Annotated in this window: 18 protein-coding genes and 1 pseudogene; 14 read left to right on the top strand and 5 right to left on the bottom strand. The window is 40.7% G+C overall.

The genetic code is table 11. The annotated features are described in order from the left end of the window. Positions 1-9 precede the first annotated feature (9 nt). The 3 genes from IPU53_RS08080 to IPU53_RS08090 all read right to left on the bottom strand — a co-directional run bounded on the left by IPU53_RS08080 (position 10) and on the right by IPU53_RS08090 (position 2,313). Positions 10-294 carry a hypothetical protein gene (locus IPU53_RS08080; protein WP_207449669.1) on the bottom strand — a complete coding sequence of 95 codons (285 nt, stop codon included), beginning with the start codon at positions 292-294 and terminating at the stop codon, positions 10-12. 226 nt (positions 295-520) lie between these two features. Beyond that, entirely contained in the window at positions 521-1,270 is a 750-nt protein-coding gene (locus tag IPU53_RS08085) for a DUF899 domain-containing protein (RefSeq protein ID WP_207449671.1), read from the bottom strand. A 173-nt stretch (positions 1,271-1,443) separates the two neighbouring features. Beyond that, the gene (locus tag IPU53_RS08090) at positions 1,444-2,313 is read right to left on the bottom strand and encodes an alpha/beta fold hydrolase (protein WP_207449673.1); all 870 of its coding nucleotides are present in this window, start codon (positions 2,311-2,313) and stop codon (positions 1,444-1,446) included. 288 nt (positions 2,314-2,601) lie between these two features. On the opposite strand from IPU53_RS08090, the gene IPU53_RS08095 reads away from it, so the two are divergent. Next, positions 2,602-3,039 (top strand): recombinase family protein, encoded by a 438-nt coding sequence (locus IPU53_RS08095; RefSeq protein ID WP_242698147.1) that lies wholly within the window; start codon positions 2,602-2,604, stop codon positions 3,037-3,039. Further along, the gene (locus tag IPU53_RS24885; protein ID WP_242698148.1) at positions 3,032-3,172 is read left to right on the top strand and encodes a hypothetical protein; all 141 of its coding nucleotides are present in this window, start codon (positions 3,032-3,034) and stop codon (positions 3,170-3,172) included. The genes IPU53_RS08095 and IPU53_RS24885 overlap by 8 nt, the downstream gene beginning before the upstream one ends. A 397-nt stretch (positions 3,173-3,569) precedes the next feature. On the opposite strand, the gene IPU53_RS08100 is transcribed toward IPU53_RS24885, so the two are convergent. Further along, positions 3,570-4,442 (bottom strand): DUF3307 domain-containing protein, encoded by an 873-nt coding sequence (locus IPU53_RS08100; RefSeq protein WP_207449675.1) that lies wholly within the window; start codon positions 4,440-4,442, stop codon positions 3,570-3,572. Next, entirely contained in the window at positions 4,439-5,215 is a 777-nt protein-coding gene (locus IPU53_RS08105) for a hypothetical protein (RefSeq protein ID WP_207449677.1), read from the bottom strand. The genes IPU53_RS08100 and IPU53_RS08105 overlap by 4 nt, the downstream gene beginning before the upstream one ends. Before the next feature lie 392 nt (positions 5,216-5,607). On the opposite strand from IPU53_RS08105, the gene IPU53_RS08110 reads away from it, so the two are divergent. From IPU53_RS08110 to IPU53_RS08160, 12 genes and pseudogenes are all read left to right on the top strand, one after another. Then, a complete protein-coding gene (locus IPU53_RS08110; RefSeq protein WP_207449679.1) occupies positions 5,608-6,687 on the top strand; it encodes an iron-siderophore ABC transporter substrate-binding protein in 1,080 nt (359 codons plus the stop codon). Next, positions 6,680-7,720, top strand: coding sequence for a FecCD family ABC transporter permease (locus tag IPU53_RS08115; protein ID WP_207449680.1), 1,041 nt, complete (start codon positions 6,680-6,682; stop codon positions 7,718-7,720). Before IPU53_RS08110 ends, IPU53_RS08115 begins: the two co-directional genes overlap by 8 nt. Then, the gene (locus IPU53_RS08120; protein ID WP_207449682.1) at positions 7,717-8,748 is read left to right on the top strand and encodes a FecCD family ABC transporter permease; all 1,032 of its coding nucleotides are present in this window, start codon (positions 7,717-7,719) and stop codon (positions 8,746-8,748) included. Before IPU53_RS08115 ends, IPU53_RS08120 begins: the two co-directional genes overlap by 4 nt. Then, positions 8,748-9,554: an ABC transporter ATP-binding protein gene (locus IPU53_RS08125; protein WP_207449684.1), complete on the top strand. Its 807-nt coding sequence runs from the start codon at positions 8,748-8,750 to the stop codon at positions 9,552-9,554. The genes IPU53_RS08120 and IPU53_RS08125 overlap by 1 nt, the downstream gene beginning before the upstream one ends. 80 nt (positions 9,555-9,634) lie before the next feature. Then, positions 9,635-10,687 carry an NAD(P)/FAD-dependent oxidoreductase gene (locus tag IPU53_RS08130; RefSeq protein WP_207449686.1) on the top strand — a complete coding sequence of 351 codons (1,053 nt, stop codon included), beginning with the start codon at positions 9,635-9,637 and terminating at the stop codon, positions 10,685-10,687. A gap of 262 nt (positions 10,688-10,949) precedes the next feature. Beyond that, positions 10,950-12,635: a dihydroxy-acid dehydratase gene (gene ilvD / locus IPU53_RS08135; RefSeq protein ID WP_207449688.1), complete on the top strand. Its 1,686-nt coding sequence runs from the start codon at positions 10,950-10,952 to the stop codon at positions 12,633-12,635. A gap of 288 nt (positions 12,636-12,923) precedes the next feature. Next, positions 12,924-13,493, top strand: coding sequence for a TetR/AcrR family transcriptional regulator (locus tag IPU53_RS08140; protein ID WP_207449690.1), 570 nt, complete (start codon positions 12,924-12,926; stop codon positions 13,491-13,493). A 17-nt stretch (positions 13,494-13,510) separates the two neighbouring features. After that, positions 13,511-13,864 carry an alpha/beta fold hydrolase gene (locus tag IPU53_RS08145; RefSeq protein WP_207449692.1) on the top strand — a complete coding sequence of 118 codons (354 nt, stop codon included), beginning with the start codon at positions 13,511-13,513 and terminating at the stop codon, positions 13,862-13,864. A gap of 69 nt (positions 13,865-13,933) precedes the next feature. Continuing rightward, positions 13,934-14,717: pseudogene (locus tag IPU53_RS08150) on the top strand (catalase); the annotation flags it as partial. A gap of 201 nt (positions 14,718-14,918) precedes the next feature. After that, positions 14,919-15,086, top strand: coding sequence for a catalase-related domain-containing protein (locus IPU53_RS25730; protein WP_242698162.1), 168 nt, complete (start codon positions 14,919-14,921; stop codon positions 15,084-15,086). 41 nt (positions 15,087-15,127) lie between these two features. Beyond that, positions 15,128-15,313 carry a hypothetical protein gene (locus IPU53_RS08155; RefSeq protein WP_207449694.1) on the top strand — a complete coding sequence of 62 codons (186 nt, stop codon included), beginning with the start codon at positions 15,128-15,130 and terminating at the stop codon, positions 15,311-15,313. Further along, positions 15,310-15,573: a catalase gene (locus tag IPU53_RS08160; protein ID WP_207449696.1), complete on the top strand. Its 264-nt coding sequence runs from the start codon at positions 15,310-15,312 to the stop codon at positions 15,571-15,573. Before IPU53_RS08155 ends, IPU53_RS08160 begins: the two co-directional genes overlap by 4 nt. Positions 15,574-15,719: the final 146 nt, after the last annotated feature.

Genomic DNA, 15,719 nt, shown 5'->3' on the forward strand with positions numbered 1-15,719 from the left:
TACGTATTTTTATAAAACCGACCAAATCATTTTACTGTTTATAACCTTTCTAATATCATTACAAATCGATTCAGCTATTTTCTCAACTGTAACGTCTCCTTGAATGCATGCACCTAGATGCTCTCCCCAAGCGTCGACGTCAACAATATCTCTCAAGATTTCATGATAGAGATCAAAAAGTTCATTATTTAACTCAACCCCTAAAGCATACAATGCGGAATCTAGTTCGAATCTCTTCATTTCAGCAACGATTAATCTAATAATCAATTCTTTTAAAGCACATTCACAATTCATAGTGATATCACCGCACCTTCTATTGAGAACAGTTTGTTTACAAAGGTTGAACTTTTTCCAAAAACGCCCTGAACCCTGTGTGATTAATTAATAATTGGGGTAGATTCTTTGGGGGATAAGGTGTAATGATTAAAACGAAACCGTCTTAACTAGGCTTAAGACGGTTAAGTAAGACGCTTATTATAAAGCAATTGTGCTTCGATGACACTGGAGCAAAATGAAACACTTACAAGTGGCTCTCTCCCGCATTGCAACAGGAGTCCGAACCTTTAGAGTGATCGTATTCGTCATGGAGGCGCCACCACTCGTACCGCGGGGTTTGCGGCCATCCCTCGGGCGAGTCCTCCCAGTCCTCCTGTCGGCCGAACGGTGTCATGTCAAGCCAGTTGTACGTGCCGAAAAGAATGTCGGTCCCGCGGTCCGTTGTGTGGTAAGTGTGAAAGACGTGGTCGTTATCCCAGAGGAAGACACTCACACCACCCTGCTCGCCACCTTCGTGGGTGGCCCCAAAGTCGTAGTTGAAATCGGTGCCGTACGAGGAATACCAGGGGACCGTCCAACCCATGCGCCGTTTATACGGCTTAATCTGCGACAGTGGAGCCCGGGACACCAATACCAAGGTGGTGTCTCGGGCATGCATATGGGCTAAGTGGCCGATGTTGTCAACTAAAAACGAGCAGCCTGGACAGCGGTGATCCGAACCCGGTTCCAACATGAAGTGATAGACGATGAGCTGGCGTCGCCCGTCAAATAGGTCGAGTAAACTTGCTTTGCCGTCCGGACCCTCAAATGCATAGTCCTTATCAATTCGAACCATCGGTAACCTGCGCCGCTCCGCGGCCAACCCATCTTGCGCACGTCTAGCTTCCTTCTCCTTGACGAGAAGCTCCTTACGCGCTGTGAGCCACTCGTCTTGAGAGACAACTTTTGGAAGTGCAATCTTGTTTTTTGCTAAATTAATGTTTTCCTTGTTCATTGTAATCGTCCTTTCTCTTATAAGATGTAGTTGATACCGAATACTTAGGCATAGGGCTTAATAAAGTTCGGTCGAGTTGTCCGTCCGAATCGACGGATCTGCTGACCAGTACCATTTTCAAGGCTCCTTAGTTGCTGAAGTGGGGAAGACCATTCGGCTCGCTTCAATGAATGTTAATCGCCCGACGTGTGCCGCAAAATGGCAGGTACGACCACGTCCCAGACCGCCCGAGGCAGTTCGTGTCCCATCTGTTCCAAGGCAATCAATTGGGCATCAGGAATCTCCTTCTCTAGTGCAAGGGCATTGCCGTAGGGAAAGAAAGGGTCCTCGATGCCATGAATCACGAGTGCAGGGGCACTCACCTCTCCGAGTCGTTCCCTCCAACGATCTCCCTTGTCAATTAGAGGTGGGTTTTTCATACTCGAAACAATGTTTGCGGCTCGATCGAATATGCGACATGCAAGGTCATATTTAGTCGCTTTGTCAAAGAACTGTGAATTGGAAAGTGCACATTGAAAATCGACAATGTAATCGATCACTTCCGCCCGATTTGACCAGTCTGGCCCCGGCGCTTTTCCAATGTGTGCCATGAACTCCTCCGTATGTTCTGGAAGGTCGGGATCAGTAGGACCATGAGCGTTGGGTCTTGTTGAAATCAGAGTTAATGATGTTACCCGATCAGGATAATCAAGTGCCACCAGTTGGCCAATCCATCCTCCTACTCCGAAACCTACGAGATTGGCGTTGGTCAGGCCGAAGGTGTCGAGCAGGCCGACGACGTCCGCAACCAGGTCGCGGAGGCTGTACTGCGGATCCCCCGGCTCGCAGGTGACAGATCGGCCGAAGTCGCGGGTGTCATAGCGAATAACGAATCGGGAGCCTGCTGCGAGGCGCTCGCAGAACACGTCCTCCCACCAGTGCATTGAGCAAGTCAACGGCGCGCCGCTAATAAGGATGATCGCCGGATCCGCGGGATTTCCGAAAGTCTCGACGCAGAGGTCGACCCCGTTAGCTTGGACTATCCTTTCGTTGTTATATGTCATATCATTTCTCCTCCTTTGTATTGTTTGTCGGCTTGCTTCCTTTGGTATTGTTTTGATCATTTCTATCTAGATCAACCCTTTTCATAAGATTATCATATACACTTGCTGAATATTTCTTTTCGATTGCTCAGTTATAACCTTAGTATATAAAACGGTCGTTTTGTGTCCTTTATAGAAAATCACAAAAATCATTTAAAAAAGCTATTTATTCCGTTTATAAACTCGTCTATAATTCAAAGTATATAAATTCATTTTAAAAACCTTTTTATAGACAGGAGAAGCGGAAAAATGAAATTAGGATATGCAGGTGTTTCCACTGAGGAACAATCCTTACAATTACAGAAAGACTTGCTGATAAAAGAAGGGGTTGAATCAGAATACATATTTGAAGAAGAAGTCACGGGAACGAAAACAGAACGTCCGAAACTGAAAGAATTACTGGTCTATGCCAGAAAAGGTGATCAGATCGTTGTCTATAAACTTGACCGTTTAAGTCGTTCTACGAAACACCTTATTGAACTATCCGAGGAATTTGAAAAGAAGGACATTGAATTAATCAGTATTCAAGACAAACTTGACACAACAACTGCCATCGGAAAGGCGATGTTTAAAATGTTAGCCGCTCTAAGTGAAATGGAACGGGATATCATTCTAGAACGTACGATAGCTGGCTTATCGTCGGCCCGTGCAAGAGGACGTAGAGGTGGTCGACCAAGGGATGAGTAAAGAACAGTTAGACCATGCAATAGATCTTTATGAAATGAAGAAATATACTTTAAAACTAATAACCGAAAGGACAGGTGTATCTAAAGCAAAGCTATACAAAGAAATAGCTGATAGAAAAGCATTTACTAAATGACGAACGACTGCCAGCTTTAGCTGACAATCGCTAAACACCATTTATTGGACAGATGGCCCCAAAATCGATTGATGCTACCTTTACCCCTAATAAAGCTTTTTATGGCAGTAGACAATTGTTGTTTACCGCTTTTTTTCGTACTATACGACAAAACTTTATTCTAATTACTATTTTGTATAAGTAGGCTGGGAATAATTAAAAAAACGTTAAACTCTAAAATGCATTACATTAGCGTAGAAATACACGTAGATTCCTGCAGGAAGCAAGAGTTCGGCAAGATCACGGTGGGCTGTCACTTGCCCGCGGAAAGCAAAGTTTAATTTCCGAAGCGGGGGATATGCACCCTAGGAATTCGTTTTTTTCTTTGGTGAAAATACTTTTGTCCCAGCCTCATCTTTTAAATAATGACTCCCTGTACAACAAGCCCAAGTATTAACCCAAGAAAAATAGAAGTCAGCGTACCTAATAAGAAATATTCCGCCCAGTTACGATCATTCAACTGTTTGAAGCGTGCAATCGATTTAGCGGCGATTATAAAAGCAATCGATGGATATGCGCCAATTACTGTAAGGATAATAACAAGCAATCTTTCTATATAGCCGATCAATTTTCCGCGTGAACGAAGTGGGGTGGAGTAGGTAAGATAATGATATTTCTCCGTGAAACTACTTTCTGTTGTTGGTTGGTTTTTTTCTTGTCTAGCCTTAATTTGATTGTTCAATGTCAGTTCGCCTTCAAAGTTTGCAAACTCGGATGGCAAGGAACCGATGATATATTTTACAATATGGCCGCTGACACTTGTCGCTAAAATATAAATGATGATCAAAGATAATGCTGTGTTGAGCGTGCTTAAACTACTTGTCCCATATAAGTCTAAAAAACTCGCTGTCATTTCTGCCACTTTCATAGAAAAGAAGAGAATAGAGGTTATTAGTATCACAATGACATGTAATACTTGATCTAATAGAAAGTATCCGAGCCGTTTCATATTATCGGTTGTGTTATTTGGCATGGAATCTATTAATTTTATTTTTGATAAATCAATCAAAAGGTGCGTGATCATAATAAACGCTAAAGGCAGAATAAAGTAGGAGGTTATATGTTGAAATTCGTATTGATACCCCCATATAACAATAAGTGTGATTCCTGTTATCAGTAGATGGTGAAGTAAGTGTTTTTTCAGATATTTTATTTTATTTTTCACCATCTGGTCTGATTGCAGCCAAAAGTCAGCAATTAAATGTGCGAGAAGTAGCAATAGTACAGTCATTGTAATTTCCTTTCTTTAGGAAAATAAACATTTAGATGTTTCTTGACATGTTGTTTAATGTTTGTTTGCAACTTATCTGTTAGCTGATGCTTATCTTGCGCTCCCAATGAATCCAGCACCTTCACAATGTCATAAAAAGCATGTAAGATGACTTGCGTTTTCCCCTGTTTCATGTGATGGGATATTGTAGCTGTTGTTCTTTCGAGATATTGACTTACTTTATTTTGTTGCCCGAGTATGACATACAAAGAACAGACGAGGGATTGTATTTCGGTTTGCTCGTCCATGTGTTCCTGTTTAAGAATTAAAATCGTATTGATTAGTGTCTCAAACTGTTTGTTAAAAGCGGTGAAACCTCGTTCATCTGAAAAATCCGGTAATGTAAAGTGAAATAACGATCTGTTCTGTTGTTTTTTCAGGTAATCATTGGCATTTCTTGCTTGTTTCATTAATGGATGAATCCAAGTTTCTATGTTTATTTCGCTTACATCCTCTTGGATATCGCCGAATGATAATCCGAAATAAGGTTTATGATTGGTGAATTTCCAAATCTGACTTATATAAAAAGCAAGGATATATGCCGATGCATAGCCGCTGCTTATAACCACCAATTCATCGCCGGCACGGTGACTAATCTTCGCCACAGCCGTATCTTGTATCCATTCCTTGATGTCACTTTTTAGTTGCTCCAGATATTCACTTAATTCATTTCCACTATTTTCTTTAGACGAATTACTTATATCCATGATGAAGACAGAGACTTCATTTGGCATGAACAAAACAACTCCTTTTTTATCTCAATATAGAGAAGTTTGATTATATAGTCGAATATATCATAAGTTAGATGTAATAACCAAACTTTATGAAAGTTAGATGATTGATTATTTTTATCAAATAGGTCATAAAACACTCATTAAATATAATTATATTGACATCGTATTAGTTTGAGGATAAAATGACTGTGATAATGAGAATCATTATCAAATAATGTCGTTTTATTCTATCAGTAATAGTTTAAGAGCTTTATCCGGAATTTTGCCAATTCTCGATATTTTAAATGGTTAATCTCACTAGAAAGGAGAATGGAAGATTTATAATAAGCTAGTTGGTCGTATAGGCGACGAATTGTAGATACATATTATTATGAAGGAAGAAGGATATATAAATGAAATTACAACAAAAAATTCAATTAGGAACACTACTTATGTTATTTGTGGTTATGATTGGACTTGCTGGATGTTCATCAGATTCAGCGTCCAAAGAAAGCTCTACTGAGGACGAAAAGGCAGAACAAACAGATTCCTCTGGTTCTGATTCTGAAGATGCAACGGAATATCCGCTCGTCATAGGACATGCCCTTGGGAAAACGGAAATTAAAAGTAAACCTGAACGAGTGGTTACCATCCAATGGGGGAACCAAGATGTGGCACTTGCACTTGGAGTTGTCCCTGTAGGGTTTTCGGAAGCAAATTTTGGCGTTCAAGATGACAGTGGACTTTTGCCTTGGACTAAGGAAAAACTTGAAGAACTTGATGTCACAGATCCAAATGTATTCCAGGATACGGATGGTCTTGACTTTGAGGCAATTTCAGATGCGCAGCCAGATGTTATTCTTGCAGCATACTCTGGTATCACACAAGAGGATTACGATTTACTAAATGAAATTGCACCAGTTGTGGCATATCCAACTTCTCCTTGGACGACAACATGGCGTGAGCAAGTTCTTTATAATGCAAAAGGGATGGGAATAGAAGCAGAGGGAGAACAGCTGATTAAAGATGTAGAAGATACGATTGCTGAAAAGTTAGAGAGCCATCCAGAAATTGAAGGAAAAAAAGTCGTATGGGTTAACTTCTCAGCTGAAGATACATCTCAATTGCATATATACACACCAACAGACTCTCGCGGCGCTTTCTTATATGAATTAGGATTGGAATACCCGGAAAGTATAACGGAAATGCTCGATGATCCAGACAGTTATTCCTTGAATCTAAGTGCTGAAAATGCTGGAGCGCTAAATGATGCAGATATCATTGTCGGTTATGGGAATGACGAATTGTTAAAAACGCTTCAAGAGGATCCATTGATTGGTAAAATTCCGGCAATTGAAAGAGGTTCTGTTGCATTTATTGATAGCGATACGCCTTTAGTGGCTGCGGGAACGCCAACTCCACTTTCGATCACGTATACAATTGATGAATACTTGGAATTAATTGGAGGAGCTATTGAAAATATAAATGAATAGATTTTCAGGTACAAAAGTAAAACAGCCAAACCCACATATTCCAAAATATTTTGTACTGGTTCTGGTGGTTGGCTTAATCTTGCTTGCTGTGAGTGTCGTTGCTTCCTTTGTGTTTGGCTCAAAAATAGTTGGACTTGATGAGGTAATCAATGGGTTATTTCATCCAAGCATAGACTCATATGATGCCAATATTGTTCGCAAGAGAATTTCCCGAACTGTCTTTAGTCTATTATGCGGCGTAGCACTTGGGGTTTCGGGAGCGCTTATGCAATCCGTAACCCGTAACCCGCTTGCTGATCCGAGTATACTTGGAGTAAATACCGGAGCGTCATTATTCGTTGTAATTGGCATTGCGTTTTTCCATATTGGTAGTGCCAGTCAATATATTTGGCTTGCTTTAGTTGGTGCTGCAATTACAACCGTTATTGTTTTTGGAATTGGCTCGATGGGACGTAATGGGGCTACTCCCATTAAGCTTGTTCTGGCAGGAACAGCTATCAGTGCTGCGCTTTCTTCCTTTGTCACCGCAATTCTGATTCCGCGTTCTCACACCATGGATCAATTTCGGTTCTGGCAAGTAGGAAGTGTCGGATCGGGAACATGGGATAGTATCACTACATTTGTCCCGTTCCTGGTCACTGGTGTATTGATTGCCATATTTACTGCTCCAGCACTAAATGCAATGGCATTAGGTGACGAAGCTGCAACTGGTTTAGGCGTTCGAACTGGAATTCTCCGATTTATTTCCTCTCTTGGTGCTGTTCTTTTATGTGGAGCAGCTACTGCACTAGCAGGTCCAATTGGCTTTATCGGACTATTATCAACGCATGTCATGCGCCTTGTTCTCGGACCCGATTTACGATTTGTGATACCCATGTCAGCTATCTCCGGAGCAATCATCTTAACATTGTCAGATGTAGTCGGCAGGCTTGTTGGCAGTCCTGGAGAGTTAGAAGTTGGTGTCGTAACAGCATTTATAGGGGCACCGTTATTAATTACACTAGCTATTAGATCGAAAGTGAGTTCATTATGAGAAATGATTCTATCACATATATTATGGAAGGCAGACAGCAAAGACGGCGGCGTTGGATGATCGTGACAACTCTTCTCACAGTCTTAGCAGGTGTTCTATGTCTTCTTATGCTATTACTTGGGAATACGATTTATCCGATAAAAGAAGTTTATCGGACACTTATGGGGGAACAAATTCAAGGCGTTTCTTTTGCAGTGAATGTCATACGATTGCCGAGAATGGTAGCAGGTTTTTTTGCTGGCCTTGCATTTGGTATTGCTGGGACGATTTTCCAAACATTGTTTCGTAATCCATTAGCGAATCCAAATGTACTTGGTATCACCGGCGGTTCCAGTGCAGCGGCAGTGTTTTGCATCGTTATCTTGCAGGCAAGTAATGCTGTTATTTCTGTTGCGTCATTAGTTGCAGGTCTCATTACTGTCATTGTGATTTATGGGTTATCAAGAGTAAGAGGTTTTTCAATTGGCAGGTTAATCCTAATTGGCATTGGCGTTCAAGCCATGTTTGATGCTCTTATATCTTATCTTTTGCTCGTTAGTGCTGAACAAAATCTTCCTGCAGCACTTAGATGGCTGAACGGTAGCCTTAACGGTTCACAAATGCATGAGTTGCCACCTTTGATTTTATCTGTTCTCATCTTGGTTCCTATTGTTATTCTTTTAACCAAACATTTAAGCATACTAGAGCTTGGAGAACAATCGGCCGTTTCTCTTGGGGTGAATACAGACATGACAAGAATGTTGCTTGTTTTGAGTTCTGTTGTCATGATTTCTTTGGCAACCTCTACAACGGGACCCATTGCATTTATTTCTTTCCTTGCGGGACCCATTGCGAAAAGACTAGTAGGGGCAGGATTTTCAACGATCATGCCTGCAGGTCTAGTAGGTGCGAATCTAGTTTTGGCAGCAGATCTAATTGGACAATTTGCCTTTAATGTCAGATTTCCGGTCGGCGTCATAACAGGAATCATTGGAGCACCATACTTGATTTACTTACTGATTCGTATGAATCGAAGGGGAGAATTATAATGAAACCGGAACATCATTTTGAAGTGGAGCAAGTAGTAGCTGGATATGATCATAAAACGATTATTCATAAAGTAAGTCTTGTTATTCCTAATAATAAAATAAGTGTCATTATTGGACCAAATGCATGCGGTAAGTCTACCCTCCTTAAAACGATGGCCAGGCTATTAAAACCTGCTTCAGGAAATACTGTACTGGATGGAAAGTCAATTGAAAAAATACCATCTAAAAAATTAGCTCGAACACTTGGGCTTTTACCACAATCCCCCATTGTGCCAGAGGGAATCTCGGTTGCGGATTTAGTTGGAAGAGGGAGATTTCCTCATCAATCTTTACTCAGCGGATGGTCCAAGAAGGATTATGAAGCAGTAGCTGAGGCAATGGATATTATGAATATAACAGAACTTGCCAATTATCATATAGATGAACTTTCAGGTGGACAAAGGCAACGGGTCTGGATTGCAATGGCTCTGGCCCAGCAAACAGATATCCTATTTCTCGATGAGCCTACAACCTTTTTAGATATTACGTATCAAGTTGAAATTTTAGATTTACTTACTGATCTTAATCAAAAATACGGAACAACGATTGTGATGGTTCTTCATGATATTAATTTATCTGCACGTTATGCACACAATATTTTTGCGATGCATAATGGAAAATTAATGGCAGAAGGTAAGCCATCTGAAGTTATTACAAGTACATTGATTAAGGAGATCTTTGGTTTAGCTTGCCAGGTGATAGAGGACCCAGTTTCAGGATCACCTTCTGTGATACCTATTGGACGGCATCATGTGAACTACTCTTAAACCCACTTACTAAATTTAAAACATATAAAAAGAGAAGATGCTAAGGAGACTAGAAATTTTAACTTAAGGAGGGGTGTTAAATGACGACAGAATGCAAAGATGTAACAATTATTGGTGGTGGCTCGGCAGGATTATATGCAGCTTTCTATTGTGGAATGCGAGATTTATCCGCCCGCATTATCGAGTTTAAACCTAAGCTCGGGGGCAAGGTTCATGTCTATCCCGAAAAAATGATTTGGGATGTAGGAGGTATAACACCGATTACCGGTGCTCAATTAATAGAGCAAATGGAAGAGCAAGCGCGTACATTTGATCCGGAAATTATTTTAAATGAAAAAGTGGAAAAGCTTGAAAAGAATCAAGATGAGCTTTTTGTGATAACAACCCATACAGGACATGAATACGTAAGCAAAACAGTTATTTTGGCAACTGGCGGAGGAATCTTTGAACCAATTAAATTAGATATAGAAGGAGCTGACCGTTTTGAAGTAAGCAATCTTCATTATACGGTTCAGAATCTTGATGCATTTAAAGACAAGAAAATAGTCGTTTCCGGTGGTGGAGATACTGCCATCGACTGGGCCAACGAACTGGAACCCATCGCCGAAAAAGTATCATTGATTTATCGTGGTGAGGAATTCAAAGCGATGGAAGCACACATCGCTCATCTGGAAGCCTCCTCTGCTAGCATCTATAAAAATACAAAGATAGAAAAACTAATTGCTGACGAGGACGGTCATCGTGTCAAAGAGGTGTTGACGAGAAATCAAAAAACCGGTGAAGAGGTTCGGTTTGAAGTGGATGACTTAATCATTAATTATGGGTATGACAGAGAACTGAAATTTATTAAAGAAAGTCCATTACAAATAGAATTGGAACGCGATTTTTTCGTGAAAGGATCTGGTAAAGCCGAAACGAACATAGCTGGTTTATATGCTGCTGGTGATATTCTTTCATTCGATGGAAAGGTGCGATTAATCGCTGGTGCATACAATGATGCAGCGAATGCGGTGAACCAAGCAAAGCTGTATCTTAAGCCAGATGCATATGCAGAGATTTATATATCTTCTCACAATGCGAAATTTGATGCCAAAAACAGAGAACTGCTTTCCCATTTATACACTAAAAAATAAGAGGGGAGAAGAGGCAGGCTTTTGACCTTCTATTTTTTCTTATCAAAACCTTTTATCTCGGAAATGCAAAAAGCTCCGCAGCTTTTTCTAAACATGTAACCCTATCTGTGATCTGATCTCCTTTCTGGTGTAAGAACCTTCAGGTTATCATTGATCACCTTGACTGGGTTATTTTTTTTCGAGAAAAACCTTTCATTGACCTGAATACATTGAATTATTGAAAAATCACTCCTATAATAGTCCACAGAAGGGTGGTATTCAGATGGAAAAAGATCTACGCATAAAAAGTCATGTTTTTAGTGAAGGTACCCTTAAAGCGCCAAACAGAGGGATGCTTCGTGCTGTCGGTGTAACGGATGAGGATTTTAAGAAGCCAATGATCGGAATTGCTAGCACATGGAGTGAAGTGACACCATGTAATATCCATATTAATGATTTAGCTGTCAATGCCAAAAAGGGAGCAAGAGCGGCCGGTGGCGTACCATTGATTTTTAATACAATTACAGTTTCAGATGGTATCTCTATGGGGACCCAAGGAATGCGCTTTTCCTTACCAAGTCGTGATCTAATTGCTGATTCAATCGAAACTGTTGTTGGAGCTGAAAATTTAGATGCATTTGTAGCGATTGGTGGTTGTGATAAGAATATTCCAGGCTGTATGATCGCGATAGCCAATGCCGACGTACCTGCAGTGTTTGTGTATGGTGGTACAATTGCACCTGGTTCCTTAAACGGCAAAGATATCGATCTTGTGTCGATATTTGAGGGTGTCGGTAAACATAATAACGGTGATATTGATGACGAGGAATTACGTTCAATCGAATGTCATGCGTGTCCAGGCGCGGGTTCATGCGGTGGTATGTACACAGCAAATACGATGGCATCTGCTGTTGAGGCAATGGGCATGAGTCTGCCTGGCAGTTCTTCCAATCCGGCAGTGTCAGATTATAAAGCGCAAGATTGTGAGAAAGCAGGACAAGCAGTCTATAAATTGCTTGAGAAAGGAATTTATCCAAAAGACATTATGACAAAAAAGGCATTTGAGAATGGGATTACTGTTGTAATGGCGCTTGGTGGATCGACAAATGCAATCTTGCATTTAATGGCAATCGCCCATGCCTTGGAAGTCGATTTGACACTGGAAGACTTTAATCGCATTCAGGAAAAAGTGCCACATCTTGCTGATTTAAGACCAAGTGGTAAATACGTTATGCAAGACCTGCATCGGGCAGGTGGTGTACCTGCAGTCATGAAAATGCTATATGAAGCTGGGTACCTTCATGGCGATTGCTTAACAGTTACAGGTAAAACAATCGCCGAGAATCTAGCGGAAGCACCGGATCTTGTGGAAGGACAGAAGGTTATTATGCCTTTTGATAATCCGAAACGCGCAGATGGTCCACTAATTGTTCTAAAAGGAAATCTTGCGCCTAGTGGTGCAGTTGCAAAAGTATCTGGTGTGCAAGTAACCAGGCATACTGGGCCTGCTCGTGTGTTTGATACAGAAGAAGAAGCAACTGAAGCAGTCACACATAATAGAATAAAGGAAGGCGATGTACTCGTTATTCGCCATATTGGTCCAAAAGGTGCTCCGGGTATGCCAGAAATGTTATCTGTCTCCTCCATTTTAGTTGGAAAAGGATTAGGGGAAAAAGTTGCTTTATTAACAGACGGTAGATTCTCCGGTGGTACACATGGGCTAGTTGTTGGCCATATTGCCCCGGAAGCCCAAGCAGGTGGACCGATTGCTTTCTTAAAAGAAGGGGACACTGTAACGATTGATTCCAGCAAAAAAGAAATTTCATTTGAAGTTTCCGAAGAAGAGCTTGAACGCCGTAAGCAAGATTGGGTTGCACCACCATTATATAAAAAAGGTGTATTAGGAAAATATGCGCATAATGTATCTTGTTCTTCCGTTGGTGCAGTTACAGATTACTTAAATAAATAATGATGAGGGCCCTGATTTAGCTATCGGGGCCCCTTTTAGTTGTATAACGAGGAGACATGATTGATCCTGACCAACGTGATGTCATTTTTACGAACGCTTTCATAGGGAACGCACTTTTAAAAGACAAAAACCTCAAGTACGTCGAATAGGCAACAATCTGTTATTGTTCAAATATTTTTACCACTGCCGCTAGAGAAAAAACATTGATTTCAATTTTAAATGATTGATTTTTACATAATGTTATTATATTTTAGTAAGTGAATGGACACTTACTAATGGAGGGATACAATGCGCCCGATTAAATATAGCGACGAACAAATCTTTTTAGGCTTTTATACTGCAATTTCTATTCATGGATACTCAAATTTGTCTTTAGAAAAAATTGCAAAAGAAGCCAATGTGTCGACTGCGATTTTATCAAAACGATTTGGCTCAAAAAAAGGGCTGGTAATTAGCTACTTTCAGTATGCTTTAGAACAAACAAGATTGGTGGTCATAGAGAATCAGAGAGAAGAAGCTAATATAGAGACATTACGGAACTTCTTGATGTATTGGTCGGCTAGAAGCGGTGATGCCGCCTCCTTAGCGAGTATGATAGCCATTTATTTAGAAGGTGTGCGGGATAAAGAATTGCGTGCAATTTCAAAGGAAAGAGGTTTACTTATCGATAATGAGGTGCAAAGAATTCTCCAAAATTGTATAGATAACGGCGAAATTCCTGTAATGGATGTAAAAGAAGCGTCCTTTTTGCTGCAAGCTTCTACCTTGGGAGCGGTGATGCTTTGGCTAAACAATCAAGACAAAAACCCAAACGAATTAGTTGAGTGTAGTATTAATCGAATTATAGGAATGAAGTGAGGAAAGGAGAAAAGAAGATGTTTAGTAGTTCACCTGAAATAAAAAAGCTCGACTTGGATATAAACAATATGAATATCCAATGTTACACAGCTGGAGAAAAGGGGACGCCTGTCATTCTTCTGCATGGAGCAGGCGTTGACTCAGCCAATATCTCTTGGAAGGAAGTAATAGGACCTTTATCGAAATCACATCTTGTATTTGCACCTGATTTACCTGGCTATGGAGCGAGTGAAAAACCTGATATAAAATATTCACTCTCGTTTTACATTGATTTTTTGAAGCAATTAATGAATACCCTGAATCTTGAACAAGCTAGTTTGATTGGTTTATCCCTTGGTGGTGGAATTTCTCTTGGATTTACACTAAGATAATTCGTTAAAGAATGTCTTTGTATACCAATAGGATAAACTTCACGGGGCTGTAATGAAACTGTTCGAGATGTGCGAGGAATTTCCATTAAGTTCTATACAGATGACGGGAATTTTGATATTGTGGCCATCAATTTCCCTATCTTTTTTATTCAAGACGCGATCAAATTCCCCGATTTTATTCACTCTGTCAAACCAGAACCTGATAATGAATACTCTCAGGGCCAAACAGCGCACGATACTTTTTGGGATTTTATGGGGAGTAACCCGGAGACGACCCATATGGCGATGTGGATTATGCCTGACCGGGCCATACCCAAGAATTTCCGTACTATGGAGGGCTTCGGTGTGCACACATATCGTTTTGTGAACAAAGAGGGAGTAGCTCATTTTGTCAAGTTTCATATCAAGCCTATGTTAGGGGTTCATCCATTAATTTGGGATGAAGCGCAAAAGCTTGACGAAGATGCTGATTTTCATCGAAGAGATCTTTGGACCAATATCAAGATGGGAAATCATCCGGAATTTGAACTTGCTGTACAGATTATTCGGGAAGATCAAGAATTTATGTTTGATTTCGATATTTTAGACCCGACAAAGTTTTGGCCTGAAGAGAAAGTTCCGCTTCAAAAGATGGGGAAGATAATGCTAAATAAAACGGTCGATAATGCTTTTTCAGAAACAGCAAAGTGCATTTCATCCAGGGAATATTGTGCGTGGAATTGATTACTCCAACGATCCCCTGTTGCAAGGGCGGTTATTTTCGTATACGGATACGCAACAGGCACGAGCAGGTGCAAATTATCAGCAGTTTCCAATCAATAAACTGGTTTGTCCTGTTTTTAACAACCAGCGGTATGGTGCTTCACGTCATGTGATTGACCGCGGAAAAATTTCTTATCACAAAAATATATTGGCAGATAATAATCCTTCCGAAGTTCCGCCAGATAAGGGAGGCTTTGTAACTTATCCTTCCACTGTAGAAGGATTGAAACAGCGTAAAACAGCATCGTCGTTCAAAGATCATTATTCACAGGCTAAACTTTTCTGGAACAGCATGACACCAGTAGAACGAGAGCATATTATTGGAGCCTATAGTTTTGAACTAGGAAGATGCCTTCATGTGCCTGTGCTTCAACAAATGGTTGACCGCTTAGCAAGAGTCAGCAAAGAGCTTGCAGAAGCCGTTGCCAATAATGTTGGTGTTATACAGCACCAGATGTAGAAGAATCCGCTGTTACAAAATCATCGCCGGCAGTAAGCCTAATGAATACAAATTTTGTGGCGGATACTGTTTTTCTTGCAGAAGGTTTTCCTGGCAAGGAAGTGGATGCCCTGCTTAAACAATGGAAGGAGGCAAAGATGCATCCTTCCATTGTTAGCGATAAGCTTGGTGAAGTAAGTGACAGCAGAGGAGTAACGTATCAGGTGGATCAAAGCTTTCCCCATTGAGCTATGAGGGTGCGTATCTTGTTGGCAGAGCCGAAACAGATAACTATTTTTATTATCAAGCCCGGACCTTTATTATGAATATGTACAATCATTTCAAGCCAATAAGCGCCAGGGAAGATAGCAGTCAGCTATTGAAGGAAATGGGGATTAAAGAAATGTCGGGAGTTGTGATCGATACAGATCATCAATTTGGACAAACATTTATCGATACAATGGCTAAACAACGCTTTTGGGATCGACCTAGTTACCTTTATAGATAAGCCTGTCTGGTAAACAGAAACGGTAGGAAAAGGTAGAAGAGACGTGCGGGGCGTGTTTCTGCTTCCATATATTGGCATCGAGATTTCATCGTGTTGATCTTGACTAACGGAATGTACGTTCTTATAATGGAGATGCAAACATATAT

Source organism: Bacillus sp. SD088, assembly GCF_017355205.1.
Taxonomy (GTDB): domain Bacteria; phylum Bacillota; class Bacilli; order Bacillales; family Bacillaceae_C; genus Lederbergia.